At 71.0% G+C, this 25,723-nt stretch carries 22 protein-coding genes, 1 tRNA gene and 1 pseudogene; 12 read left to right on the plus strand and 12 right to left on the minus strand.

Features of this window, described 5'->3' with window-relative positions; all coding sequences use genetic code 11:
* Nucleotides 1-87: 87 nt before the first annotated feature.
* Nucleotides 88-153 (plus strand): annotated as a pseudogene (locus MXD61_RS28940) (hypothetical protein); the annotation flags it as partial.
* A 98-nt stretch (nucleotides 154-251) separates the two neighbouring features.
* On the opposite strand, the gene MXD61_RS18080 reads toward MXD61_RS28940, so the two are convergent.
* From MXD61_RS18080 to MXD61_RS18095, 4 genes are all read right to left on the minus strand, one after another.
* Nucleotides 252-346 (minus strand) — tRNA-Sec (locus MXD61_RS18080).
* A gap of 155 nt (nucleotides 347-501) precedes the next feature.
* On the minus strand, nucleotides 502-1,710 hold the full coding sequence (locus tag MXD61_RS18085) for an acyl-CoA dehydrogenase family protein (RefSeq protein ID WP_248814651.1): 1,209 nt from the start codon (nucleotides 1,708-1,710) through the stop codon (nucleotides 502-504).
* Between the two features lie 43 nt (nucleotides 1,711-1,753).
* Complete coding sequence (locus tag MXD61_RS18090; RefSeq protein WP_248814652.1) at nucleotides 1,754-2,884, minus strand: acyl-CoA dehydrogenase family protein; 1,131 nt, start codon at nucleotides 2,882-2,884, stop codon at nucleotides 1,754-1,756.
* Nucleotides 2,885-2,894: 10 nt separating this feature from the next.
* Nucleotides 2,895-3,803 carry an amidohydrolase family protein gene (locus MXD61_RS18095; RefSeq protein ID WP_248814653.1) on the minus strand — a complete coding sequence of 303 codons (909 nt, stop codon included), beginning with the start codon at nucleotides 3,801-3,803 and terminating at the stop codon, nucleotides 2,895-2,897.
* A 306-nt stretch (nucleotides 3,804-4,109) separates the two neighbouring features.
* On the opposite strand from MXD61_RS18095, the gene MXD61_RS18100 reads away from it, so the two are divergent.
* Both MXD61_RS18100 and MXD61_RS18105 read left to right on the plus strand, forming a co-directional pair.
* Nucleotides 4,110-5,732, plus strand: a complete 1,623-nt coding sequence (locus MXD61_RS18100; RefSeq protein ID WP_248814654.1) for an acyl-CoA synthetase — start codon at nucleotides 4,110-4,112, stop codon at nucleotides 5,730-5,732.
* Nucleotides 5,729-6,823: a TIGR03857 family LLM class F420-dependent oxidoreductase gene (locus MXD61_RS18105; RefSeq protein ID WP_248814655.1), complete on the plus strand. Its 1,095-nt coding sequence runs from the start codon at nucleotides 5,729-5,731 to the stop codon at nucleotides 6,821-6,823. The genes MXD61_RS18100 and MXD61_RS18105 overlap by 4 nt, the downstream gene beginning before the upstream one ends.
* A 70-nt stretch (nucleotides 6,824-6,893) precedes the next feature.
* Here MXD61_RS18105 and MXD61_RS18110 read toward each other — a convergent pair whose 3' ends face one another.
* Both MXD61_RS18110 and MXD61_RS18115 read right to left on the minus strand, forming a co-directional pair.
* On the minus strand, nucleotides 6,894-8,102 hold the full coding sequence (locus tag MXD61_RS18110) for an acyl-CoA dehydrogenase family protein (RefSeq protein WP_248814656.1): 1,209 nt from the start codon (nucleotides 8,100-8,102) through the stop codon (nucleotides 6,894-6,896).
* Nucleotides 8,092-9,156, minus strand: coding sequence for an acyl-CoA dehydrogenase family protein (locus MXD61_RS18115; protein ID WP_248814657.1), 1,065 nt, complete (start codon nucleotides 9,154-9,156; stop codon nucleotides 8,092-8,094). Before MXD61_RS18115 ends, MXD61_RS18110 begins: the two co-directional genes overlap by 11 nt.
* Nucleotides 9,157-9,388: 232 nt before the next feature.
* On the opposite strand from MXD61_RS18115, the gene MXD61_RS18120 reads away from it, so the two are divergent.
* Nucleotides 9,389-10,600, plus strand: a complete 1,212-nt coding sequence (locus MXD61_RS18120; protein ID WP_248814658.1) for an amidohydrolase family protein — start codon at nucleotides 9,389-9,391, stop codon at nucleotides 10,598-10,600.
* Nucleotides 10,601-10,719: 119 nt separating this feature from the next.
* Here MXD61_RS18120 and MXD61_RS18125 read toward each other — a convergent pair whose 3' ends face one another.
* Both MXD61_RS18125 and MXD61_RS18130 read right to left on the minus strand, forming a co-directional pair.
* Nucleotides 10,720-12,201 carry an aldehyde dehydrogenase family protein gene (locus tag MXD61_RS18125; RefSeq protein WP_248814659.1) on the minus strand — a complete coding sequence of 494 codons (1,482 nt, stop codon included), beginning with the start codon at nucleotides 12,199-12,201 and terminating at the stop codon, nucleotides 10,720-10,722.
* Nucleotides 12,202-12,273: 72 nt separating this feature from the next.
* Nucleotides 12,274-13,488, minus strand: a complete 1,215-nt coding sequence (locus tag MXD61_RS18130; RefSeq protein ID WP_248814660.1) for a CaiB/BaiF CoA-transferase family protein — start codon at nucleotides 13,486-13,488, stop codon at nucleotides 12,274-12,276.
* Nucleotides 13,489-13,928: 440 nt separating this feature from the next.
* Between MXD61_RS18130 and MXD61_RS18135 the strand changes: the two genes are divergently transcribed.
* The 5 genes from MXD61_RS18135 to MXD61_RS18155 all read left to right on the plus strand — a co-directional run bounded on the left by MXD61_RS18135 (nucleotide 13,929) and on the right by MXD61_RS18155 (nucleotide 18,078).
* Nucleotides 13,929-15,080: an acyl-CoA dehydrogenase family protein gene (locus tag MXD61_RS18135; RefSeq protein ID WP_248814661.1), complete on the plus strand. Its 1,152-nt coding sequence runs from the start codon at nucleotides 13,929-13,931 to the stop codon at nucleotides 15,078-15,080.
* Nucleotides 15,077-16,360, plus strand: a complete 1,284-nt coding sequence (locus tag MXD61_RS18140; RefSeq protein WP_248814662.1) for an acyl-CoA dehydrogenase family protein — start codon at nucleotides 15,077-15,079, stop codon at nucleotides 16,358-16,360. Before MXD61_RS18135 ends, MXD61_RS18140 begins: the two co-directional genes overlap by 4 nt.
* Nucleotides 16,361-16,566: 206 nt before the next feature.
* Nucleotides 16,567-16,962 carry a nuclear transport factor 2 family protein gene (locus tag MXD61_RS18145; protein ID WP_248814663.1) on the plus strand — a complete coding sequence of 132 codons (396 nt, stop codon included), beginning with the start codon at nucleotides 16,567-16,569 and terminating at the stop codon, nucleotides 16,960-16,962.
* Between the two features lie 73 nt (nucleotides 16,963-17,035).
* The gene (locus MXD61_RS18150) at nucleotides 17,036-17,434 is read left to right on the plus strand and encodes a nuclear transport factor 2 family protein (RefSeq protein ID WP_285223316.1); all 399 of its coding nucleotides are present in this window, start codon (nucleotides 17,036-17,038) and stop codon (nucleotides 17,432-17,434) included.
* 11 nt (nucleotides 17,435-17,445) lie between these two features.
* Nucleotides 17,446-18,078, plus strand: coding sequence for a TetR/AcrR family transcriptional regulator (locus MXD61_RS18155; RefSeq protein ID WP_248814665.1), 633 nt, complete (start codon nucleotides 17,446-17,448; stop codon nucleotides 18,076-18,078).
* Nucleotides 18,079-18,117: 39 nt separating this feature from the next.
* Here MXD61_RS18155 and MXD61_RS18160 read toward each other — a convergent pair whose 3' ends face one another.
* Together MXD61_RS18160 and MXD61_RS18165 are read right to left on the minus strand one after the other, a co-directional pair.
* Complete coding sequence (locus MXD61_RS18160; protein ID WP_248814666.1) at nucleotides 18,118-18,804, minus strand: TetR/AcrR family transcriptional regulator; 687 nt, start codon at nucleotides 18,802-18,804, stop codon at nucleotides 18,118-18,120.
* Between the two features lie 332 nt (nucleotides 18,805-19,136).
* Nucleotides 19,137-20,336, minus strand: a complete 1,200-nt coding sequence (locus tag MXD61_RS18165) for a cytochrome P450 (RefSeq protein ID WP_248814667.1) — start codon at nucleotides 20,334-20,336, stop codon at nucleotides 19,137-19,139.
* 448 nt (nucleotides 20,337-20,784) lie between these two features.
* Between MXD61_RS18165 and MXD61_RS18170 the strand changes: the two genes are divergently transcribed.
* The 3 genes from MXD61_RS18170 to MXD61_RS18180 all read left to right on the plus strand — a co-directional run bounded on the left by MXD61_RS18170 (nucleotide 20,785) and on the right by MXD61_RS18180 (nucleotide 24,157).
* Nucleotides 20,785-21,180, plus strand: coding sequence for a Zn-ribbon domain-containing OB-fold protein (locus MXD61_RS18170; RefSeq protein WP_248814668.1), 396 nt, complete (start codon nucleotides 20,785-20,787; stop codon nucleotides 21,178-21,180).
* Nucleotides 21,181-21,267: 87 nt separating this feature from the next.
* Nucleotides 21,268-22,470 (plus strand): thiolase family protein, encoded by a 1,203-nt coding sequence (locus MXD61_RS18175; protein ID WP_248814669.1) that lies wholly within the window; start codon nucleotides 21,268-21,270, stop codon nucleotides 22,468-22,470.
* Nucleotide 22,471: 1 nt separating this feature from the next.
* Nucleotides 22,472-24,157 carry an OB-fold domain-containing protein gene (locus MXD61_RS18180; RefSeq protein ID WP_248814670.1) on the plus strand — a complete coding sequence of 562 codons (1,686 nt, stop codon included), beginning with the start codon at nucleotides 22,472-22,474 and terminating at the stop codon, nucleotides 24,155-24,157.
* A 31-nt stretch (nucleotides 24,158-24,188) separates the two neighbouring features.
* On the opposite strand, the gene MXD61_RS18185 is transcribed toward MXD61_RS18180, so the two are convergent.
* Entirely contained in the window at nucleotides 24,189-24,902 is a 714-nt protein-coding gene (locus tag MXD61_RS18185) for a VIT family protein (protein ID WP_248814671.1), read from the minus strand.
* A 28-nt stretch (nucleotides 24,903-24,930) separates the two neighbouring features.
* On the minus strand, nucleotides 24,931-25,617 hold the full coding sequence (locus MXD61_RS18190; protein ID WP_248814701.1) for a TetR/AcrR family transcriptional regulator: 687 nt from the start codon (nucleotides 25,615-25,617) through the stop codon (nucleotides 24,931-24,933).
* Nucleotides 25,618-25,723: the final 106 nt, after the last annotated feature.

Here is a 25,723-nt window from a genome sequence, read left to right on the forward strand (position 1 = left end):
GCGGTACGCCAGGGACTGCTGGTTCGGGCGGCCGATCACGTCTACCTCCTGCCAGATTCCCTGGACGAGGCTGTACGCAGGCTCTCGATGCTGGCTCAGCCGTTCACGACAGGAGAGGCGCGAGATGTGCTGGGCACGACCCGGCGGGTGGCGGTACCCCTGCTGGAACTGCTGGACCAGTCGGGACGCACTTACCGCGTCGATGCTCTGTCCCGCAGGATACATCCCAGAGATCATCCGCCTGGGCGAGATGGCGGAGGCGGACGGGAATCGAACCCGCCAGGCCGAGCTACTCGGCCTCGTCGGTTTTGAAGACCGCGACACCCACCAGGACGCGGACGCCTCCGTCAATCACGTTATCCGTTGCGACACGCAACAACCGCTCCGCGCGCACGCGTTGTGCGGAGTCAAGGGCGAGAACGTCATCGCATCTGTAGCTGGGGCTCTCCCGTCGGCGAGAATTCCCTCGACAACGGCGCCGCACCGCGCCGCGGGAGTGGTCTAGCGGGGCAGGCCGAGACCGCGTTCGGCGATGGTGTTGCGCTGGATCTCGTCGGTGCCGCCACCGAGGCGCAGGCCGGGGGCGAACAGCAGCCGTTCGATCCAGGGGGCGGACTCGGGGTCGTCGGCCACGGTGCCGGCCAGACCCAGGACGGTCATCGCCGCCTCGGAACTGAGCCGGGCGTGCTCGGAGTAGAGCAGCTTCGTGACCGAGCCCGCCGCCGCGACGCGATGACCGGCGGCGATCCGGAAACGGGTGAAGTCCAGGGTGCGCTCCCGGATGACGGCGGCGGCGACGATCTCGCGGACGCCTTCGTCGTCCTGCAGGCCGAGCCGGCGCACCAGACCGATGAGCTGGGTGGACGACCGGGCGCCGGTGCCGCCGCCGATCGCGGCGCGCTCACTGGCGAGCATGGTGCGCAGCACCAGCCAGCCGTCGCCGAGGGCACCGATCAGGCCGATCTCGGGGATGAACGCGCCGTCGATGAAGACCTCGTTGAAGTGGTATCCACCGGACATCTGCCGCAGGGGGCGGATGTCGATGCCGGGCTGCGTCATCCGCAGCGCGAAGCAGGACAGCCCCTTGCGGCCCTCCTCACGGGTGCCGGTGCGCGCGATGAGCAGCGCGTACTCGGCACCGCCGGCGTGCGAGGTCCACACCTTCTGACCGCTGACCGACCAACCGCCCTCGACCGGGGTGGCCCTGGTCTGGACGTTCGCGAGGTCGGAACCGGCGCCGGGTTCGGACAGCAGCTGGCACCAGGTCTGCTCACCGCGCACGATCGGCGGCAGGTAGTGGGCGCGCTGCTCGGCGGTGCCGTGCCCGAACAGCACGGCCGGGGCCATCTCCAGGCCGACGGCGAACATCTTCGTCGACACGCCCCAGCGGGACTGTTCGGCCAGGACGACCTCGTCCGCCCACTCGGGCGCGCCCTGCCCGCCACACCCGGTCGGCCAGGAGGGCGAGGCGAGCCCGGCCTCGTACAGCTTGCGCTGCCAGTTCCGGGTGACCTCGACGGCGTGTTCCTCGCGCTCGTTGAACTCCTCGACGGTCTGGCCGGACACGACGTGGACGGCGGAGAAGTCCTCGGCCGAACCGCGCCGGGGCGCGTTGGTCTCGAACCAGGCCCGCACACGCGCGGTGAACGTGGCGCGGTCCTCGAAGTCCTCGGAGCCCGCTTCGGAGCCCGCGGCGGACGAGATCGACATCAGGTCTCTGCCTCCACCCGCCGTACTGGCGGTCAGATAATGGTCAGTCGGTCGACGCGGCCAGGACCAGGCGGGCGAGGCGCTGGCGGTGCTGCGCGGGCGTGCCGAACAGCAGCCGCGAGCTGTGTGCCCGCTTGAAGTACAGGTGCGCCGGATGCTCCCAGGTGAAGCCGATCCCACCGTGCACCTGGATGTTCTCCCGGGCGGTGGTGACGAACGCGTCGCCGCAGCAGCCACCGACGAGACTCGCCGCCTCGGGCAGCTCGTCCGGACTCTCGGCGGCGACCCACAGCGCGTGGTAGGTGGCCGAGCGGGCGGACTCGACGGTGAGGTGCAGGTCCGCCAGCTTGTGCTTGATGGACTGGAACGAGCCGATGGGCCGGCCGAACTGCACGCGGATCTTCGCGTACTCGACCGCCTGCTCGAGCACGCGGGCCGCCCCGCCGACCTGCTCGGCGCCGAGGGCGACGGTCGCCAGATCGAACACCCCGGCCAGCGCCGCGCAGGCCTCACCCTCGTCGCCGACCAGCCGCGCCGCCGCCGCGTCAAGGACGATGGTGGCCTGCCGGCGGGTCTGGTCGACGGTCTGCTGCGGGGTGCGCGCCACCCCGGGTGCGGCCCCGTCCACGGCGAACACCGACAGCCCCGCCCCGGTGCGGGCGACGACGAGCAGCAGGTCGGCGGTGTGACCGTCCAGGACGTACGAGGTGGTACCGGTCAGCGTCCAGCCGCGCGCGTCGCGGGTGGCGTCGACCCGCACGGCGTCCGTGTCGACGAGGCGTGCCGACGGCGGGGCGAAAGCGAGCGTGGCGGTGGTCGTGCCGGCCGCGATGGCGGGCAGGTAGTCGGCGTTCGCCGACTTGTCGCCGAGCGCGAGCAGGGTCGAGGCGGCCAGGACCACGCTGGACAGCAACGGGGCGCCGAACAGCGTGCGCCCGGCCTCCTCCAGCACGATGCCGAGCTCGACGAACCCGTAGCCCGCGCCGCCGTACTCCTCCGGGATCGCCAGGCCGGCGAGGCCGAGCTCGCCGGCGAACCGCAGCCAGACGTCGGGGTCGTAACCCAGGGAGGTTTCGGCCAGCCGCCGGACCTCGGTCTCCGGTGAGGTCTCGTCGAGGAAGTCGTGCACCATACGGCGCAGCTCGTTCTGCTCATCGGTGAAAGCGAAGTTCACGAGACCTTCCTCATCCGGAGATACCGAGGATGCGGGCGGCGTTCCCGCGCAGGAACTTCGGCCAGACGCTTTCCTTGAGCGGCAGATCCGCGAGTTCGCGGATGATGCGGTCGAGGGAAAGGCCCATGGGGAAGTAGCCGGCGTAGAGAATCTTGTCGGCGCCGCGGGAGTTGGCGTAGTCCAGAATCGCCTTCGGGTAGTACTTCGGGGCGAAGGCGCTGGTCGAATAATGGAGGTTCGGCCATTTGATCATCAACTTGACCGCGAGTTCGGTCCAGGGTTCCGCGCCGTGGCGCATCACGAAGACGAGCTCGGGGAAGTCGTACATCACCTGGTCGACGAGCTCGACGTGCTGCACCCTCGACGGTACCCGGGGGCCGGCGATTCCCACGGTGACGAACACCGGGATGCCGAGCTCCACACACTTGGCGTAGATCGGGTACATCAGCGGCGCGTCGATGGCGACCTGCGGAACCCACTGGTGCGGGGCGATGTTCACCCCGCGGACGCCGAACTGCTCGTGCGCCCGGACCAGGGCTCGGATGCCTTCCATTCCCCGGTTCGGGTCGCAGGTGATCGAACCGACGAACCGGTCGGGATGCTTGGCCAGTGCCCGTTCGGCGACCTCGGGGTTCGCGGTCAGGCTGATCAGCCCGATCTCGACGCCGTGCCGGTCCATCTCGTCGAGCAGAAACGCGATGGGGTCGACATCCTGGCTGTGCGCATCCGGAACGTCATGAAACATGTAGGACGCCGGCATCACGAACTCTTCGCGGGACTCCCGGTCGCGGGTCGCCGCCCGGATCGACCGGTACAACGAGTCCGGATCCTGCGGAATCCCCACCAGGGTGTCGATGATGCCGAGATCCGCAGGCCAGGGCCGCCCGCCCGCGGCGGGGGGTGAGAACGTGGAAGCCACCTAGCTGCCCTTCGTACGTCGCTGCTGGTCCGGCCGTGCGGCCACAGTAGCCTGGATTTAACCTTGATGTCGACATCAACATTGACATGCGCTAACCTGACGCCCGTCCTCGCACCCTGCGGACTGCTCGCCGCACCGGCCGCACGTGGTTCCGGTGGCACGTGGTTCCGGTGGCACAGAGTGTCGCCCGCGGGCCGGGCCAGCTGTGTTCGGCGAGGGGGAGCGGAACCGGCATCGTCGGCCACTGCCCTGCGCGACCGGTTGATGCCTGCGTGCCACGCCGCGGAAACGACGCCTGGAGGCAGCATGTATCCCGGGAGTATCGCCGAGCTCACGCCCGACAAGCCAGCGATCGTGATGGCCCGTTCCCGAACGGTCGTCACGTACCAGGACCTGGAGCTGCGCTCCCGGCAACTGGCCCGGCTGCTGCAGGAGCGCGGTCTGCGCCGAGGCGACGCCCTCGCCCTGCTCGCGGAGAACCATCCCCGGTTCCTCGAGGTGCTGTGGGCCGCGATGCGCTCCGGCCTGTACCTGACGGCGATCAATCGCTATGGCACCGCGCCGGAGGTCGCCCACATCCTGACGGATTCGGACGCCCGCGCACTCGTCACGACGTCGTCGCTGGTCGAGGTCGCGGCCGAGGCGGTCGCGGACTCGCCCGGCTGCGCGACCCGCCTGGTCCTCGCGGGGCCGACCGACCCGGCGCATCCCGACACCCCTGGCAACGGGTGGCCCGCGGGGTTCGAGTCGTACGAACCGGCGATCGCGGCCTGTCCGGCGCAGCCGTTGGCCCACCAGCCGCGCGGGGACATCCTGCTCTACTCGTCGGGGACGACCGGGCGGCCGAAGGGGATCAAAAGGCCGCTGGCCGACGCCGAGATCGACGCGCCCGGTGACTCGCCGGGCGCCACCCTGTGCCGCACCGTCGGCGCCATGGACGAGAACTCCGTCTACCTGTGCCCGGCCCCGCTCTACCACGCGGCCCCGCTCGGCTGGGTCCGTGGTGCACACGAGATCGGTGCCACCGTCGTCGTCATGGAGAAGTTCGACGCCCGGGAGGTGCTCGAGCTGATCGAGCGCGAGCGGGTCACCCACCTGCAGGCCGTGCCGACCATGCTCGTCCGGCTGCTGAAGCTGCCGGCGGAGGTCCGCGGCGCCTACGACCTGTCGTCCCTGCGGCGGATCATCCACGCGGGCGCCCCATGCCCGGTCGCGGTGAAACGGGACATCATCGACTGGTTCGGGCCGATCGTCACCGAGTACTACTCGGGTACCGAGGGCATCGGCATGACCCGCATCGACTCGGACGAGTGGCTGGCCCACCCCGGCTCGGTCGGTCGGGCCGTTGTCGGCACGATCCGGGTCTGCGGCCCGGACGGCGCGTTGCTGCCCGCGGGACGCACCGGCTCGATCTACTTCGAGCGCGACACCTCCGTGTTCGAGTACCACAACGATCCGGATCAGACCCGCGACGCCCGCCATCCCGACCACGACACCTGGCTGTCCCTCGGTGACCTGGGCTACCTGGACGAGGACGGCTACCTGTACCTGACCGACCGCGCCGCGTTCACGATCATCTCGGGCGGGGTGAACATCTACCCGGCCGAGATCGAGGGCGCCCTGATCACCCATCCGGACGTGGCGGACGTGGCGGTGTTCGGCCTGCCCGACCCGGAGATGGGCGAGTTCGTGCAGGCCGTCGTCCAGGTGGCGGACCAGGCCCGGCCGTCCGCGGAGCTGGCCGAACAGCTGCGGGCGCATGTGCGGCGCCAGTTGTCCGGACCGAAGGTGCCGCGGGCGGTCGACTTCCGTGACCAGCTGCCCCGGCTGCCCACCGGCAAGCTCTACAAGGTCCCGCTCCGACAGGAGTACCTCGACCGCCTGGCGGTGCCCGCGGCGCCGCAGGGCACAGCAGGAGGCACCCAGTGACCACATCCGCGGGGCACCAGCTCAACGAGCTGGGCTTCTACACCCTGGCCGGGCACAGCGAGAGCCCGCGCGACCTGGTCGACGAGGTACGCGTGGCCGAACGGATCGGCCTCGGCGCCGCGTTCGTCTCCGAGCGGTTCAACACCAAGGAGGCGGCCACCCTCTCCGGCGCGGCGGGTGCGGTGAGTGAGTCCATCGGCATCGCGACCGCGGCGACGAACCACAACACCCGCCACCCGATCGTGACCGCCACGGTGGCCACCACCATGCACCGGCTCACCGGTGGGCGGTTCGCGCTCGGCCTCGGCCGGGGCTTCGACGCGATGTTCCGCGGGCTCGGCCTCGACCCGATCACCTCCGCCCAGCTGGAGGACATCGCCGGGCTGCTCCGCCGGCTCTGGCATGGCGAGACGGTGCTGCGCCACGACGGTCCCGCCGGCCGCTACCCGTACCTGGCCCAGGACCGCGACTTCGACGAGAACATCCCGCTGCTGTTCGTCGCGCTCGGGGAGAAGTCACTCGAGCTCGCCGGGCGCTGCATGGACGCCGTGGTGCTGCACACCTACTACTCGGAGGAGGCGGTCAGCCGGGCGCTGGCCGCGATCGCCCGGGGCGCACAGGCGGCCGGGCGCGACCCGGCGAGTGTGCGGGTGTGGTCGGTGCTGGCCACCGTCTCCGACGAGATCCCCGAGGCTCTGCGGCTGCGCAAGACCGTCGGGCGGCTCGCCTCCTACCTGCGTGGCTACGGCGACCTGATGGTCCGGGTCAACGACTGGGACCCGGCGGTGCTCACCCGTTTCCGCGAGGATCCGCTGGTCAAGGGGTTCCAGGGGGCGATCGACGGCAAGGCCACCACCGCCCAGCTCGAGCACATCGCCACCCTCATCCCGGCGCAGTGGCTCGCGACCAGTGCCACCGGCTCGCCGAGCCAGTGCGCGCAGGCCGTCGTCGACCAGTTCGACCTGGGTGTGACCGGCGTGATCCTGCACGGCGCCACCCCCACCGAACTCGTTCCCGTGGTGGACGCCTATCGCCAGATCCGTCCGAGCACCGTGCGTGACCTGCCGGCGAACCCGGGCTGGGTGGCCTGATCCTCCAGCCCCTCCAGCTGGCCGGCGGGCTGGACGGCGGTCCGGTCCGCTGCCGGGCCTCGCGGCGGAGTCAGGCGCGGGGGAGACCGAGAAGCTGGCGGCCGATCAGGCCCCGGATGATCTCCGAGGCGCCGCCGGAGATGGTCAGGGCCCGGCCCCACAGGAAGTTGTGGTGCCAACGGGCGACGACCTCGGCGGCGATGTCGTCGACGACGACGGCCGAGTCGATGATCTCCATCGCAAGTTCGGTCAGCGCGACGTTCAGCTCGGTGTAGGCCAGCTTGCCGACCGGGCCGTCACTGGGATGCTCCTCGTCGACGAGGATGCGGTCGACGGCGTCGCGGACGATCAGGCGGACCTCCTCGACGCGGACCAGCGCCCCGGCGAGCTTCGCCTGGATGTCCTCGTGGGTGATCGCCGCGGTGCCGTCGGCGAACCGGGCGGCGCGGGCGAGCGCGACCAGGTCGGTGAACATGCGCTCGAGCTGTACCGAGTTGGCGCCGACGAACGCCCGCTCGGACGCCAGCCCCGAGGTGACGACCTGCCAGCCCCCACCCACCTCGCCGAGAACGTGTTCGGGGCCGACCCGCACCTCGTCGAGGAACACCTCGCAGAACTCGGCATGCCCGGTCATCTCCCGGATGGGGCGGATGTCCAGACCGGCCAGGGTCATCGGGATGACGAACGCGGTGATGCCGGCGTGCCGGGCGACGTCGGGGTCGGTGCGGGCCAGCAGGGTGCCCATGTCGGCCCACTGCGCGTCGGTGCTCCAGATCTTCTGCCCCGAGACGAGCCAGCCGTCGCCGTCGGGCGCGGGCCGGGCCCGGGTGCGCAGGGCGGCGAGGTCGCTACCGGCCTCCGGTTCGCTGAACAGCTGGCACCAGACGTGCTCGGCACTGCGGATCTTCGGCAGCAGCTCGCGCCGCTGTGCCTCGCTGCCGAACTCGAGCAGCGAGTGGGCGGCGAGCATCACCTGGTCGATGGGGCGGTAGGCGTCCCCGCGGATCAGCTCCTCCATCAGCACCAGGTCGTGGACGGGCAGGTGCCCGGCCCGCCCGCCCCATCGCACCGGCCAGCCGGCGCCGAGATGGCCGGCCGCGTACAGCGCGGCGAGCCAGGCCCGGATCCGCCTCTCGTGGTCGGCATCACGGGGGACGCGCACACCCTCGGCCGGCATGCGTACACCGTGCTCGGCGATGAACGCGCGGACCTCGCGGCGATAGGCGTCGATCTCGTCGCGGGCCTCGGCCTGTCGGCCGGTGTCGACGTCAGCGGGCATCGGCCCATCCCGCACTGTGGACGAGCGAGCGCAGCGCCGCTCGTGGGTTCGCGGCCAGCCGGGCGTCCTGGTGAACCCGTCGCTCGTGCAGGTGCAGCCCGTACTCCCAGGTGAAGCCGATGCCCCCGGTGAGCTGCACGAGGTCGTGCAGCAGGTGCGGCGCGCCGGAGCTGACCGACGCCCCGGCCAGCGCCACCCACCGGCTGCGCTCACCGGCTCCCGAGGTCCCGCTGGTTCCCGGAGTCCCGCCGGTGGCGTCCGTGTCGTGCGATGCGTCCGTCCCGAGCCGTCGGACCGCCTCGGTGACGACCAGGTTCATGCCGCGGGCACGCACCGCGTGGTCGGCCAGGCGGTGCTGGACGGCCTGGGTGGCGCCGATCGGCCGGCCGAACGTGTGCCGCGTCGCGGCGTAGGCGACGGTGCGTTCGAGCATGCGCCGTACGCTGCCCAGGGCATCGGCGGCGAGCAGCAGTTCATACAGGTCGACGGCCTGGCCCAGGTCGGTGAGCCGGCGCCCGGTTGCCAGCGTGTCGGCCCGTACGGCGACGTCGGCGCATCCTCGGGAGACGTCGAAGCCGTCGGGGCCCGTGGTGAGCTGCCAGGTGTCCGGCTCGGTGAGCAGGACGGCGCACTGGCGCGTCGGGTCGAGCAGCAGGAGAGCGTCGGCCTGCGGGGCACCGTCGACCCGACGGGCGAGCCGGACGTCTTCGCCGCCGACCGCACCGCGTGCGCCGTTGTCCGTGCTGTGCTGACCGGTGGGGCTGGACTGGTCGGCAGGAGCGAGGCGGCCGAAGGCGCAGATGCGCTCGCCGACAAGGATGCCCTCGAGCAGTTCGTCCACCACCGGGTCGCCGTTGCTGCGGGCAAGTACATGGGCGCTGGCTGTCAGGCCGGCCAGCGGGCCGCCATGCAGGGCGGCGCCGCACTCGGTGGCGCAGGCCGCGGCGGCGTCGACCCGTAGTCCCACTCCGCCGCGATCCTCGGGAACACACAGGCCAGGTAGGCCGATGTCGGCCAGCTCCGGCCATCCGTCGCGCCACGACGGATCGACCACCGGGGCGCCCGCTAGTCTGGCCGCCTCTCCGAGTACCGCTCGCACCGAATGGGTAAGTTGCTGTATCTCAGTAGTAGAAGTGTTGGACAGGTCGGCGTCAGCTCCTGTGGCGGGCGGTCGGGATGACTGCGTATTTCTCGACATCGATTGACACCGATGTCGGGATCAATACTCTGGCGCCGCCGAGTTCGGCGTCAAGCCGTGTGGGCAGTGATCGGGAATGAGGCGGATCGTGACGGACCAGGTGACGGAGACGGACCAGGCGTCGAAGCCTTGGATCTTCGACTTCGACAACCACTACTACGAGTCGGAGGACGCGTTCACCAGGCACGCCGACCGCTCGCTGCGCTACCGCGGCGTGCGGTGGGCCGAGGTGGACGGCCGGCGGCGCCTCCTCGTGGGCGGAACGGTCAACTCCTACATCGCGAACCCGGTGTTCGATCCGGTCGCCAAGCCCGGTGCCCTGTTCGACTGGTACCGGGGCAACCCGCGCCAGCAGTTGATCAAAGATGCCTTTGGTGAGCTCGAGCCGGTGCGGCCCGAGTACCGCGACCGCAAGGCGCGTCTCGCGGTGATGGACGAGCAGGGCCTCGCCGCGACCCTGCTGTTCCCCACCCTCGGGGTCGGCGTCGAGGACGCCATCCGTGCCGACCCGGAGGCCAGCAACTCGGTGTTCCGGGCGTTCAACCTGTGGCTCGACGAGGACTGGGGCTTCCGGTACGAGAACCGGCTGTTCGCGGTCCCCTACATCCCCATGCTCGACCCGGAGTTCGCCGCGAAGGAACTGCGCCGGGTGCTGGACGCCGGCGCGGTGGCCGTCAACATGCGTAACGCCCCGGTGCCGACGCCGGGCGGCCACCGCTCGCCGTTCGACCCGGTGTACGACGCGTTCTGGGGTCTCGCGGCCGAGGCGGGCATCCCGGTGGCCACCCATGCCGGGCTCGACGGTTACGACGTCCTGGTGAAGATGTGGGAGCCCGGCGGCGAGGAGACGTCACTGTTCCGTTCGCCGCTGCGCGGCATCGTGACCAAGAGCCGCGCGGTCAGTGACTTCTACGCCGCCGCGGTCTGCCACCGGGTCTTCGAGCGGTTCCCGACGCTGCGTTTCGCCAGTGTCGAGAACGGCGCGTCCTGGGCCCCGGAGCTGCTGCACCGTCTCGACGACGCGGCCAACCGCAACCCGGGCTACTTCAAGGAGAAGCCGAGCGACACCTTCGGCAAGCACGTGTGGATCACGCCGTTCTGGGAGGACGACATCGACCACCTCGTCTCCCACGGGGTGCGCGTCGACCGGCTGCTGCTCGGCTCCGACTGGCCGCACGCCGAGGGCACCCGGGAGCCCGCCGACTTCCTCACCGAGTCGCTGTCCGGCCTGTCCGAGAGCGACACCCTGCGGGTGGCCCGCACCAACGCCCTCGAGGTCCTGAACATCTCGATCGACTGATCCTGCCTGGCTGTCGCCGGTTCCTCGGCGGCCAGCACCGAACGTCAGAACACGAACGTCAGAACGGGGCCGGCGATCGCCGGCCCCGTTCGTCTCGTTCTCTCCACCGCCGCGACCGCTCAGGAGGACGGTTCGGCCAGTGCCTTCTGCTCGAGGTACTCCTCGAAGCCGGCGACACCCATCTCACGGCCGATACCGGACTGCTTGTAACCGCCGAAGGGAACGTCGGCGCCGTACCACATGCCGCCGTTGACCGACATCGTGCCGGTGCGGATCCGCCGGGCGATCCGCAGCGCCCGCTCGCGGTCGGCGCCCGAGACCCCGCCGGACAGGCCGAAGATCGAGTCGTTGGCGATCCGGATCGCGTCGTCGTCGGTGTCGTAGGGGATCGCGACGAGCACCGGCCCGAAGATCTCCTCCTGGGCGATGTTCATCGAGTTCTCGACGTCGGCGAGCAGCGTCGGCTGGAAGTAGAAACCCCGGTCGAACTGGGTGGCGATGCCGCCACCGGTGACGACCCGGGCGCCTTCCTCGACGCCCCGGCGGACCAGGCCGTCGATGCGGGTCAGCTGCGCCCGGTTGACGATCGGACCGGTCATGTTCGACGGGTCCTCCGGGTCGCCGTAGGAGATGGCGCCGATCAGGGCCGCGGCGGCCTCGATGCCCTCCTCGTAGCGGGAGCGGGGCAGCAGCAGCCGGGTGGCGGTGGCGCAGCCCTGTCCGCCGTGGGTGCAGATCCCGAACACGGCCAGCGCCGACGCGGCGGCGATGTCCTCCACGTCGTCGAGGACGATCTGCGCCGACTTGCCGCCGAGCTCCAGGAAGACCCGCTTGATGGTGGCCGCGCCGGCCTCCATGATCCGCCGGCCGACCGCGGTCGAGCCGGTGAAGCTGACCATGTCGACGTCCCGGCTGGTGGTGAGCACCTCGCCGATGGTCTTGTCAGCGGCGGTGATGACGTTGAAGACGCCGGCCGGGATGTCGGTGTGCTCGGCGATGAGCCGGCCCAGGGCCAGGCCCGTCCACGGGGTGTCGGGGGCGGGCTTGAGCACAACGGTGGCTCCGGCGGCCAGCGCCGGAGCCACCTTGGCGATGTTGATCTGGTTCGGGTAGTTCCACGGGGTGATCGCGGCGACGACCCCGACCGGCTCGCGTTCCACCCAGCGGTTCGCCGGGCCCGCCAGCGTCTGGGCGACGCCGAGCTGCTCGGTCCAGGAGTACTTCTCGGCGAGGTCGGCATAGTAGGAGACGAACTCGACCGGGCCGTCGAGCTGGGGCCCGCCCAGCAGCATCCGCGGCGCGCCCACCTCGGCGACGGTGATGTCGGCGAGCTGGTCGCGGTGGTCGAGCAGCGCCTGGTGCAGCTGACGCAGACCGCGGACCCGCAGGTCCAGGTCGTGCGCCCAGTCGGACTCGTCGAACGCGCGGCGGGCGGCGGCGATCGCCCGCTCGGTGTCGGCGCGCGAGGCGTCGGCGGCCGAGCCGATGACCGACTCGTTGGCAGGGTTGATGTTCTCGTAGACCGCGCCGTTCTCGGCCTCGACGAGCTCGCCGTCGATCAGTAGTCGTTCCTCATGCCACGAGTCGGAGGTCAGCGGCATTGGATCTCCTTTGAAGTGATCACGCGGCGTGACGTGCGCACGCGTGGTTGGTGCATCGGCAGGGGGCCTGGCTCAGGCCACGACGCCCTTGATCTTCAGGTTGATGATCGTGTCCCAGTCGAGGCCCAGGGCCTGCAGCAGGTCGTCCCCGTGCTCGTTGAGCTCGGGAGCGCGCCCGGCCACCGGCGGCTCACTGTTGTACTGGATCGGCGCGCCGACCAGCTTGAACTCGGTGCCGTTCGCGGAGACGACGTCCTGGAGATAGCCGTTCTCCAGGGCCTGCGGGTCCTCGCCGATCTCGAGAGTGGTCTGCGCGACGGCCCACTGCCCGCTGAAAGTGGCGAGCTTCGTGCGCCACTCGGCGAGTGGGGCCGAGGCGAGCACAGCGGTGAGCTCGTCGGCCGCGGCGTTGGCGTTCGTGCTGAGCGCCGCATGGTCGATGAAGCGCGGGTCGGTGGCGAGCTCGGGGCGGCCGATGAGCTGGCAGAACTCCGCCCAGTACCGCGCCGCCTGCAGGCAGGAGAAGACCAGGGAACGGCCGTCGGCGGTCTGGTAGATCCCGACGAGCGGGTTGTTGGTGCGCCCGGTGGTCGACTGGTGCAGCGGGATCCTGTGCTGCTGGGAGATGGCGATGGCCTGGCCCTGCGCCCACATGCCGACGCCGAGCAGCGACACGTCCAGCACGGTCGCCTCGCCGGTGCGCTCCCGGTGGAACAGCGCGCCCATGATGCCGCCGGCGATGGTCAGGCCGCCGATCGAGTCACCGAAACCGGGGCCGGGGGGAAACGAGGTCCGCTCGCTGTCGCTGGTCGTCATGGCGCTGCCGATGCCGGACCGCGCCCAGAAGGAGAGGAAGTCGTACGAGCCGCGGTCGGCGTCCGGCCCGCGCTCGCCCTGGCCGGTGCCGCGGGCGTAGATGATCGCGGGGTTGTGGGCGCGGATGTCCTCGACGTCGATCTTCAGCTTCGCCCGCACGCTCGGCAGCTTGTTCGTCAGGAACACGTCGCTGGTCGCCACCAGCTTGTAGAGGATCTCCAGACCCTCGTCCGTCTTCAGGTCGAGCGCCAGGCTCTTCTTGTGCCGGTTGGAGTGCTCCAGCAGCACGTGCACCGGCCCGCCGACCATCGCGACGCCGGTCTGCGCGAGGCCCCGCATCGCGTCGCCGCGCTCGACGTGCTCGATCTTGATGACCTCCGCACCCCAGTCGGCCAGCAGCGCCGAGGCTGCCGGTACGAACGTGTGCTCGGCGACCTCGAGGATACGGACGCCCTTCATCACTGCCGTCATGCCGACCTCCGGCCGGTGGATGCGCTGCTGCCGGTGACACGCTGCGCAGGTGGATGGAAATCATGGATGGGGTGCGCGGTCCGGGATGGACCGTGAGGGCTGGATCCGGGTGGACCGGCGCCGGACCACGCGGCCCGCTCAGGTGGCGGCTCACCGGTGGAACTATCTATATTGATCTCGATATTCGTTGACCCTAGCGGCGGGGGATACGACCGGCAACGCGTTGCGAACCGGCCCCTTCGGATGATCGCCGCAAATGTGGACCGAGTCCAGACTACCGGTCTACTGTGACCGTACAGGCGCGCCGTCGCCCCTGCTGGAGGGATCCTCCGAGCTGCTGTTCTGCGCACGTCGCCAGGGTTCGGGATCGCCGTACCGGACGGGTTGACAGCGGGCGAACCGGGCCGGCGGCGCCGGAGCCCGGCGAGGCGGAGGCATTGATGAAGGTGGGACTGAGCGCCGACCAGGAGCTCCTGGTCGGCACGACCCGCAAGTACCTGCAGGACAGCGTGCCCAGCGACGTTCTGCGCGGGTTGCGCAACCGTCCCGAGGGCTACGAGGCGGAGTACTGGACGACCGGCGCGGAGCTGGGCTGGGCGGCGCTGCTGGTCGCCGAGGAGCATGGCGGCGGCAGCGTCAGTGGCGAGGGCCTGCGGGACCTTGCCCTGGTCGCCTACGAGTTCGGCCGCCAGGCGTCTCCCGGCCCGCTGCTGGGAACGAACATCGTCGCCGGGGCGCTGTCGCGGGCCGATGGCGCGGCGTTCGAGTCGGAGCTGGAACAGCTCGTCTCCGGCACGGCCGTCGGGGCTTGGGCGTATGCGGAACCGGTGCCGCACGGCGGCCTCGGTGAGGTGGCGGCGAGCGCCGTCGAGTCCGACGGGCAGTGGGTGCTCTCGGGCGACAAGGTCGCCGTGGAGCACGCGGCGCAGGCCACCTACCTGCTGGTCACCGCCCGCACCGGGGACGGCCTGACCCAGCTGCTGGTGCCGACCGACACCCCCGGCGTCACCATCACCGCGCAGCGCACGATCGACGTGTCGCGCCGGTACGCCCGGGTGTCGCTGCGCGACGTGCACCTGCCCGCCACCGCGCTGGTGGGCACCGCGGGTGCGGCGGCGGCGGACGTCGAGCACCAGCTGCAGACGGCACTGGTCATCCAGACCGCCGAGATGGTGGGCGCGCTGGACCGCGCCTTCGAGCTCACGCTGGGCTGGCTGACCGACCGGTACTCCTTCGGCCGGCCACTGGCGTCGTACCAGGCGCTCAAACACCGGGTCGCCGACCAGAAGCTGTGGCTGGAGACCTCCCACGCCCTCGCGGACGCGGCCGCTGTCGCGGTGCAGAGCGGCGACCCGCGGGCCGGTGAGCTGGCCAGCGTCGCCAAGTCCTACCTGGCCGAGTACGGCCCGGAGCTGGTCCAGGACTGCGTCCAGCTGCACGGCGGCATCGGCGTGACCTACGAGCACGACCTGCACCTGTACCTGCGGCGCGTGGTCATCGGCAGCGCCCTGCTGGGCACGGCGCGGGAACATCGCCTGCGGATCACCACCCTGTTGGAAGCCCGCAAGGGCGCGCGAAAGGTCGAGGCGTGAGCGAGATCGAATCGGTCGAGGACTTCCGGGCGCGGGCCCGCGCGTGGCTCGCGGAGAACATCCCGCGAATCGGCCCTGACCACCGTGGCCGGTCGTTCGTCCGCCCGGACGACGAGGAGCTCGCCGAGGTCGCCGAGGAACGGCGCATCCAGCGGCTGCTGTTCGACGGCGGGTTCGCCGGGATCTGTTTCCCGAAGGAGTACGGCGGCCAGGGCCTGACCCGCGAGCACGCCAAGGCCTTCGACGAGGAGCTCGCCGGCTACTCCTTCCCCGAGCGGCTGCAGGTCCCGAACATGACGCCGTGCGCGACGGTCATCCTCGAGTTCGGCACCGAGGAGCAGAAGCGCACCCACCTGCCGAAGATCCTGCGCGGCGAGGAACTGTGGATGCAGTTCCTGTCCGAGCCGGGTTCGGGTTCGGACGTCGCCGGCGCCAAGCTCAGCGCGACCCGCGACGGCGACGACTGGCTGCTCAACGGCTCCAAGATCTGGACGACCGGTGCCTGGTGGTCCGACTGGGGACTGTGCCTGGCCCGCACCAACTGGGACGTGCCCAAGCACCGCGGGCTCACGGTGTTCATGGTGCCGATCCACCAGGACGGCATCGAGATCTCCCGCATCGAGATGCTCGACGGCAGCAACGAGTTCTGCCAGGAGTACCTCACCGACGTCCGGGTACCCGACACCGACCGCATCGGCGGCATCGACGACGGCTGGACGGTGGGCACCCGCTGGCTGCTGCACGAGCGGTCGTTCAGCTCCTCGCCGTACGCACTGCACCCGACCGGTTCCAACTCGTACGGTTCCGCCCAGGGCGACCCGGCCGCCAACCTGCTCACCCTGCTGGAGAGCGCGGGGCGGGTCGACGACCCGGCGGCCCGCGAGGACATCGGTCGGGCCTACGCCCTGCAGATCGCGACGAGTGAGCTGGACCGCCGCCTGCACGCCCTGATCCTGTCGGGCAAGGGCTCCGACCAGCTCGCCGCGGTCGGCCGGCTCATGCACGGGGTGGCCGGAGCGCAGCTGGCGACGATCGCCTTCGAGATCGCCGGGCAGAGCGCGGTCGCCGGTGACGTCGACGACGAGGTGCTCGGTGATCTCGGCATGCGCTACCTGCTGCGCCAGTCCGGTTCGATCGGCGGGGGCACCACGGAGATCGCCCGCAACGTCATCAGCGAGCGGGTCCTTGGCATGCCCCGGGAACTGGCACTTGACCGAAACATCCCCTATCGGGAGGTGCGTACCGCGCCGTCCGGTGGTTCGTCCGGGGCGCGTCGGTAGAACCGTGTCACGCCGGTAGCCCAGGACCGGTAGAACAAGAAAAAGCCAGGCCGATCTCGGGCCGGTCGCCCTGCGCCGGGCGGGATCTCCGCCGCGGGCGCGCCGCGGCGACCGGCCCGAGCCGGCCTCGTGCCGGAGCCGGCTGGCGCCGGGCGTATCCGAAGCCGCGGGGCACCTCTGCCCGCGGGGGATCGTGAGGAGAAGACATGTCCGACGCCGTGGCCGACGAGCTCGCCATCCGGGACACCCTGGCCCGCTACTGCCATCTGCTCGACGACGGGAAGCTGGCCGACGTGGTCGCGCTGTTCACTCCCGACGCCGTGTTCGCCTTCGGCGCGGAGCACCGGGGCGCGGTCGAGATCACCGCGTTCTTCGAGCAGTCGCAGGGCACGGTGGAGCAGCGCGGTCGGCACGTCACCGTCAACACCGTCGTGGACATCGACGGCGACGGCGCCGTGGCGGTCTCGGACTTCCTGTACTTCGGCCTCGGCAGTCCCGCACCCGAGCCGCGTCTGATCGGCCGTTACACCGACACCCTGATCCGGGGCGAAGACCGCTGGCGGATCGCCCGCCGCGACGCCGTACTCGCCAGCAAGCCCTGAGGAGTTTCCCGTGGCCCTTACGTCCTCCGCCGCACCGGGCTCCACCTCGCCGCTGTCCGGTGCGGACAGCCGGCTGCCCAGCCCGGCCGACCAGGTGGCGATCAGCCAGTTGCTGGCCCGCTACTGCCTGGCCCTCGACCTGGACGACGCCGAGGAATGGGTAGCCCTGTTCACTCCGGACGCCGTCTACCACGTGTACGGGCGGACGTTCGACGGCCACGCGGGCCTGCGCCGGATGGCGACGGCCGCTCCCGGCGGCCTGCACCTCGGCGGCCCGCCGGTGATCGAGATACTCGGCGCGGACACCGCCCGCACCACCCGCAACCTGCTGTTCATCGACCGTACTGATGGTGTTCCCCGCAACGCGGTCTATACCGACGAACTTGTGCGTACCCCGGACGGCTGGCGTATCCGCTCGTGCCGGTGCCAGTTCATCACGGCGGACGGGCTGTCCGACCGACCCGCGCGCTGACGCGGATGGGGGTGGTTCCCAAGCGTTCACGGCTTGCCCAGGAGCGTTCCCGGGACACTCGGCGCGCGATTCTGCGGGCCGCGTTGGAGCTGTGGGCGCAGCGTGGTTACGAAAACGGCTTCGAGCGCATGACGACCGAGGAGATCGCGGCCCGGGCCGGCGTCTCCAAGGCGACTTTCTATCTGCATTTCGCCCGCAAGGAGGACATTCTTCTGCACACCGGCTGGATCACGGCCGGAGTGGTCTACGAGGACGCCCTCGCGGAGGTCGCCGCCGGGCGGGAACTGGACGTCGCGGTCGACCGGATGATGAACCGACTCGGCCGCCGGGTGCAACGAGTCCCGCGGGCGGCGTTGCGCCGGATTCTGGACGCCCAGATGAGCATGCCGCGGGCGTCCGCGATCGAAGGCGAGGCATTCGGGCTGGAGCAGGCTTTTCTCGCACTTCTGCAACCGGCCCTCGAAGCGGGTCAGCTACCCGAGCGGGTCAGCGTCACGGCGCTGGCGACCATGTTGAAGGCCATCACCATCGACGCGATCTGGCAGTGGTCGGCGGATGACTCGGACCAGCTCCCGGTCGTCCTTCGACAACGTGCCGCAGTGGTACTTGTCGGCGCCCGGCACACTCTCGACGCGGTGCGTTGACAGCTGACGGCGGCCACGGGTCAACCGAGGTCCGGGCGGTCACTCGTCGGCGCTGATACCCAGGGCGTTGCGCCACAGCAGGGTGAGCTGGTCGACAGCGGTATCCAGGTCGAATCCGACGGTGTTCTCCGAGTTGAACAGCAGTTCGGCGAAGTAGGCGACCATACCGCCGAGGGCCTGCGCGGCATAGGCGGCGTCGACCCGCTGGTCGGCCAGCGCGGCGGCCTGCAGGGATCGGGTCCGCCGCTCGATGGCCAGAGCGAACTCATCGTGGCGCTGCACCCGAATGCGCCGCACGTCCGCGTCGAAGGTGGACACCTGCTGGATCACACGCATGATTTTGGCGTTGGCGGCGTAGGTCTCGAGGTAGTGGCGGTTCGCCGCGCGGATGCGGGCGATCGCGTCGGTGCCCGCCGGCACCGGCTCCGGGGTGAGCAGATCGAGTTCCACCGAGTCGACGACCTCCCGGAAGACCTCCTCCTTGGAGTGGAAGTACGTGTAGAAGGAACCGTGCGAGAGCCCGGCCAGATCGCAGATGTCGGCGACCCGGGCATGCAGGAAACCGTCGCGTTCGAAGACCGTGCGGGCCGCGTCGACCAGCTGGCCGCGGGTCTGCCGCCCACGCCGGGTGCGGCCGGTGCCGCGGCGCTTGCTCAGCTCGCCGACGTCGCGCCGGGCGCGGGACGCGTTGGGCAGGGCGGCTCCGCGATCAGTACGTTCGGGCACCTTGGTCCTCTCGGGCGCTGTATCACCGCTGGGCCGGCGCACGCCATGTTCTCCGGCGCGGGTTCTCCCGCCGGACGTCGTCCGGTGGACATGGTGCACCGGTGTCGGGCCGCTGGCCGGTGTCGCCGCTGTGACGCCCGACACCTGGTGGTCGGCCACGGCCGGCCGGCCGCCTGGTCGTCCGACTCATTGTCGGTCATCTTCCTGGCCTTTTACCAGGTGAATGACACAGAGCCACCACTATGTCGTCGCGTGGACGACAAACGGCCCGCTCCGGAGGGGAGCGGGCCGTTGTGGCGAACGGGCGACCTGTCGGTGCCAGCGGGTGTGCGCTACCGGATGAAGACCGGCAGCTTCTCCCAGCCGCGTACGGTCGAGGTGCGGGCCTGAACGGCGTTGTCCCAGTCGACCTCCCAGCTCGGGAAGCGCTTGAGAACCTCGTCGAGCGCGACCCGTCCCTCAAGGCGGGCGAGCGCGGCACCCAGGCAGTGGTGGATGCCATAGCCGAAGCTGAGGTGGCGCGCGCTGCGGTGGATGTCGAACCGGTCGGCGTCGGGGAAACGCCGCTCGTCGCGGTTCGCCGAGGCGTTGAGCAGCAGCATGATCTGGCCGGCTTCGACGGTCTGACCGTGGTGGGTCACGTCGCGGGACAGCTTGCGGGCCTGCACGGGGCTCGGCGCCTCGTAGCGCAGCAGCTCCTCGATGGCGTTCGGGATGAGCGACCGGTCCGCGGCCAGCTCGCGCAGCTGGTCGGGGTTCTCCCCGAGGACCTTGCCGGTCCAGCCGATCAGCCGGGTGGTGGTCTCGTTGCCGGCGCCGGCCAGCAGGAAGGCGACGGTGACGACCTGCTCCCGGGTCAGCTTGCGCACCTTGCCGTTCTCGTCCTCGAACTCGGCGTTGAGCAGCTGGGTCATCAGGTCGTCCGAGGGGTGCTTGGCCCGCCAGTCGACGTAGTCGCCGAACGACTCGGGGCTGAAGTCCCCGGAACGCTGATAGTCGCTGAGCGTGCCGTCGGCGCTGAGCCGCAGGCCGTCGTCGATCTGGTCGCGCAGCGCCACCTGGTCCTCCTCGGGAATACCGAGCAGGAAGCCGATGGTCCGCATCGGCATCTGGGCACCGAGATCCTCGATGAAGTCGAAGCGGTCGGCGCCGACGAGGGGATCGAGTGTGTGCGCACAGTACCCGCGGACCTTCTCCTCGAGCGCGTTCATCGCCCGCGGCGAGAACACCCGGATGAGGAGCTTGCGGTGCAGGTCGTGAATCGGCGGGTCCTCGAAGAGGATCGCGCCGGGGGGAAAGGTGATGCCCTGTTTGACGAACTCCAGCACCGTTCCCTCGCCGGAACGGTAGGTGTTCCAGTCGCCGAGCGCGGGCTCCACGTCCTCGTACCGGGTGAGCGCCCAGAAGTCGTGCTTCTCGTTGTAGTAAAGCGGCGCCTCGTCCCGCATCCGCTTCCACACCGGGTACGGATCGGTGTCGATCTCGGAGTCGTAGGGGTCGTAGTAGACATCGCTGGGGCTGGTCACCGACATGCGCGAGCTCCTTGGGACTTCCGGTATGGCGCCTGTGCACGGCGTGGCCCGGATCGCGCTGGACCAGGTCCGGCGACACGGGCAGATATCCTCACGAATACCTGGCGTGCCCATCTGTGCGCGGAGAGGTCACAGTTGCCGGCTCGCGAGCCCACCGTCGCCGACAAACGGCCTGCTTGGACGGTCGGCGCTGCGGTGACAGACCGGCTAAACTGATCATTAAGGAAACTATACTCCGTCCAGCTTCCGGTGTCCTGCGACCTCTCCGTCCTGTGGATCATGAGGGCCGGCAACACCGGCGTCGGTGTGGACGGTGCGCTAGTCTGCACCTGCCCGGGATACGTGGCTGACCCGGCTTCCTGGCCGTTCGGGGGCCGCGATGGTCTGACTGTTCCCGTTGCCAGCCGTCGGCCACGCCCCGATTCCACCGTCTCTGCAGGGAGGGCCCGTGAGCGATCCCGTCCCGCTCGTCGACTATCTCGTCCTGACCGGACAACCGCATCTCACGGCGCACGAGTGCACCGCGTGCGGAGCCCGCTACTTCGACCGCCGCAACGCCTGCGCCGCCTGCGAGGCGGACACGTTCCAGACCGTCGACGTGCCGACGGAGGGTGAACTTCGAGCCTTCACGATCGTCTCCTACGCGGCGCCGGGGATCCCGGTGCCGTTCGTGGCCGGGGTGGTCGACTGCGGCGGGACGTCGGTGCGAGCCAACGTGGTGAACGTGCCGGCAGATCCGGAGCGTGTTCGGGTCGGGATGAAGCTGCGGCTGACGACGGTTCCGCTCGGTACGGACGCCGCCGGCACGGAAGCGGTCGGGTTCGGTTTCGAACCGGCCGGCTGACGGCACCGGGACTGATCGGGCCGGAGCTGGTCGCACCGGGGCTCGCGGCATCGGACGGCGTGGGAACAGTGGGGACGGGAGAGGGCGATGGCGGAGAACGTGTGGATCCTCGGCATCCACATGACGAAGTTCGGCAAGCACCCGGATCTTGACACCGTGGACCTGGGAGCGCAGGCGGCCCGCGGCGCGCTCAGCGATGCGGGCCTGCACATGCGCGACGTGGGTGTGCTGGCGGCGGGCAACCTGATGCGGGCCGCCGCGAGCTTCGGCCAGCAGCTGCAGAAGCAGATCGGGCAGACCGGCATCCCGGTGTTCAACGTGGCCAACGCCTGCGCCACCGGGGCCACCGCCCTGCGCGTGGCGATCATGGCGATTCGGGCCGGCGAGGCCGACGTGGGCCTCGCGGTCGGCGTCGAGAAGCTGTCCGGGGCGGGGCTGCTCGCCGGCGGAACCGCCCAGCGGCAGGGGGACACCTGGTCGCCGCAGGGTCGGTTCGGCGCGGTCGCCCCGATCGACGGGCGGATCGGCACCGAGACGATGCCCGGCGTGTTCGCGCAGATCGGCATGGAGTACGACCACAAGTACGGTGGCGCCGACTTCGAGCTCTTCGCGCGGATCTCGGAGAAGAACCATGCCCACTCGACGTTGAACCCGCTGGCGTCCTACCAGAAGCGGTTCAGCCTTGAGCAGATCATGAACGAGGTCATGGTCGCCTACCCGAACACGCGGCCGATGTGCTCGGCCAACTGTGACGGTGGCGCCGCGGCGGTCGTGGTCAGCGAGTCGAAGCTGCGCACCCTCTCGCTCGAGCAGCAGCGCCGGGCCGTCAAGATCAGCGCCTCGGTGCTGACCAGCGATCCCTGGCAGGAGGCCTGCCAGGTGCTGCCCGACGTCAACACGCTCACCCGGGCCGCCGCGAACCAGGCCTACGAGCAGGCCGGTGTCGGCCCCGACGACCTGGACCTCGTCGAGCTGCACGACTGCTTCGCCACCGCCGAACTCGTCCACTACGACAACCTGCGGCTGTGCCCGCCCGGCGGCGCGGTGGACTTCTTCAACTCCGGGGCGAGCTGGCGTGACGGCACCACCCCGGTGAACGTCTCCGGCGGGTTGGAGTCCAAGGGCCACCCGGTGTCCGCGACCGGTATCGCGAACATCTGGGAGGTCGCCACCCACCTGCGGGGCGAGGCCGGTCCCCGCCAGATCGAGGGCGCCCGCGTCGGGCTCGCCCACGTCATCGGCCTCGGCAGCGCCTGCGGCGTGCACATCCTGGAGAAGGCGGCGCTCTGAGATGACCGATTCCGCGCCGACAGCCCCGGTCGTGAGCACCGGCCTGACCCGGCCCCTTCCCGCGCTGCTACCGCAGGTCGCGCCGTTCTGGACGGCCGGCGCGGACGGTGAGCTGCGGCTGCCCCGCTGCGGCACCTGCGCGCGGTTTCGCCATCCCGGCGAATCGGTCTGCCCGGACTGCCCGGGGGCCGAGCTCACCTACGCCCCCGTCGGCCCGGCGGGTGTCGTCGTCGCCGTCAGCGTGAACCACCAGATGTGGCTGCCGGGGATCGCCCCGCCCTACGTCGTGGTCGTCGTCGAGCTCGACGACGCCCCGGGCGTACGGCTCACCTCCAACCTGCTGGTGGACGACCCGGCCGAGATCGCGACGGTGGCCCGGGTGGGCCTGGCGGTCACCGTCGTGTTCGACCACCAGGACGACGTGTGGGTGCCGGTGTTCCGCCCGTCCGGCGAGCCGGACCGGCCCGGCCTGGTCCGCGAGGCCCGGGTCGTCCCGCGAGCGCCGATCAGCGACGAGCGGTTCGAGCGGCGCAGCGTGCTGTCGGGCCTGGGGATCTCCGCGGTCGGGCGGCGGCTCGGGCGCACACCGGTGAGCCTCGCGGTCGAGTCGAGCCTCGCCGCGATCGCCGACGCCGGGCTCACCCGCGACGACATCGACGGCATCGCCACCTACCCGGGTCCGCTGGGCGCCGGGATGTCCGAGGGTGGCGTCGCGGCACTGGAGGAAGCCCTCGGGGTGCGTCCGACCTGGTTCCACGGCGGGCTCGACCAGCCCGGCCAGTCGGGGGCGATCGTCGCCGCGATGCTCGCCGTCGCCGCCGGGCTGTGCCGGCACGTCCTGTGCGTGCGCACCGTCTGGGAGGCGACCTACACCGACTACCAGCGCCGTGGCCTGGTCGGCGGCGGCGGTGGCCGGCTCGAGGGGGACATCCAGTGGCGGCTGCCCTACGGCGCCGCCTCCGCCGGCACCTGGATCGGCCTGGCCGCCTCCCAGTACCTGCACCGGTACAAGGCGGACCGGGAGGTGCTCGGCCGGATCGCGGTGAACGCCCGGGCCGGCGCCGCCCGCAACCCGTACGCGGTCTACCGCGACCCGCTGACCCTGGACGACTACTTCGCCGCCCGGATGATCTCGACCCCGTTCGGTCTGTACGACTGTGACGTGCCCTGCGACGGCTCGGTCGCCGTCATCGTCTCCGCCGCGGAGACCGCCGCCGACGCCCCGAACGGCGTCGTGCGGATCAACGCCGTCGGCACCCAGATCGCCGAGCGTCCGTCCTGGGACCAGGGCACCCTCACCCACGAACCGATGGTGCTCGGCCCCGCCGCACACCTGTGGACCCGCACCGACCTCACGCCGTCCGACGTGGATGTCGCTTTGCTCTACGACGGTTTCTCGTTCAACTGCCTGTCGTGGCTCGAGGCGCTCGGCTTCTGCGGCTTCGGGGAGGCCAGCGACTTCATCGGTGACGGTACGACGATCGGTCTCGGCGGCTCCCTGCCGCTGAACCCGCACGGCGGCCAGCTCTCCGCCGGACGCCTGCACGGGTTCGGCTTCCTGCACGAGGCGATCACCCAGCTGCGCGGTGTGGCCGGGGAACGTCAGGTCACCGGCGCCGAGGTCGCGGTCGTCTCCACCGGCGGCGGCGCCCCCGGCGGCGCCTTCCTGCTCACCCGGGACGCCTGACCCGGGCGGGCCCGTCCGGGCACGCTCGGGGTCAGACGCCGGTGGTGTTGACCAGGGCGCCGACGAGCGCTGTCACCGCCATCGCCACGCAGCCGCCGACCACGACCCGCAGCGTCGGACGGGCCAGCGGTGTGCCGGCGGTACGCGCCCCGAGCGCCCCGGCGACCGCCAGCCCGACCACGGTGGCCGCGACGATCAGCGCGATGCGTGCGGATCCGGAGGGCGCGGCCATGCCCAGGAAGGGCACCAGCGCGCCGGCGGCGAAGCTGCTCGCCGAGGCGGCGCACGCCTGCAGCGGGCGGGCCTGGTTCTGCTCGTTGTGGCCGAGTTCGTCACGCAGATGCGCACCGAGCGCGTCCCGCTCGGTCAGCGCCGCGGCGACCTGCCGGGCCAGTTCCGGGGGCAGGCCCCGGCGTTCGTAGATGCCGGCGAGTTCGTGGAGCTCCGCGCGGGGGCTGTTGGTCAGCTCGGCCCGCTCCGCCACCAGGTCGGCCCGCTCGACGTCGGCCTGGGCGCTGACCGACACGTACTCGCCGGCCGCCATCGACAGTGCCCCGGCGGTGAGCCCGGCCAGGCCCGCGGTGAGCAGCGCCCCGCTGGACGCGCCACTCGCGGCGACGCCGACCATCAGGCTCGACGTCGACACCAGCCCGTCGTTCGCCCCGAGCACGGCGGCCCGCAGCCAACCGGCTCGCCCGGCGCCGTGCCGTTCCCGGTGACGTGTTCTGATCCCCGGTGCCGTCACGCCCGCCAGTACAGCATGGCCGGCACCGCTATGCCTGGGTTCCGAGGGCCGCCTCCAACAGGACAAGGGCGACCGATCGGGCGTCGGCCATCGGAGCCGCGTCGTTCAGGGTGGTCGACAGGGCGGTCGCACCCTCGAACAGCACGGTGAGCTGGCGCCCGAGCGAGGTGGGGTCGGTGGCACCGGCCGCGCGGGCGGTGTCGATCAGCAGCTGGGTGAAGCCCTCCTTGTGCTCCAGCACGGCCTTCTCGACGGCCGGTACCGTGCCCGCCAGCTCCACCGCCGCGTTGTGGAACGGGCACCCACGGGCCCGGACGCGGCGGGCCCCATCCCGATCGTCTGGTTCGCCGCCCGACTCGTCAGCCGCCCCGCCGACCGGGTCCTCGCAGAAGAGAGTGATCAGCCGGGCGCGGGGCGGGAGATCCTCGCGGCGCAGGACGCGTTCCCGGGGGACGGGCTGGGTGTCGAGCCGGCGCAGATACTCCTCCACCAGCGCGTTCTTGCTGGGGAAGTGCTGGTAGAAGGTCCGTTTCGACACCTGGGCGACCTCGGTGAGGCGCTCCATACCGGTGGTGTTGATCCCCTCGGCGTAGAACAGCCGCTCCGCCGCCCGCAGGATGCGCTCCCGCGCGCCACGCCCACCGCGCCGTTCGCCACCGCCGGCGACGCCAGCCGCCGCGGCCGACGACGGCGCCAGGACCTTCACCGCCTGCATGTCCACCGGCGGTTCCGCGGAACCCCGGGGTTTTGCGGAACCGCCGGGCCGGCGCGGGGGCGGCGGGGCGGGGGGGGGGGGCGGCCGGGGGGGGGGCCGCGGGGGG

It is taken from the genome of Frankia sp. AgPm24 (assembly GCF_023243055.1).
GTDB lineage: Bacteria > Actinomycetota > Actinomycetes > Frankiales > Frankiaceae > Frankia > Frankia umida.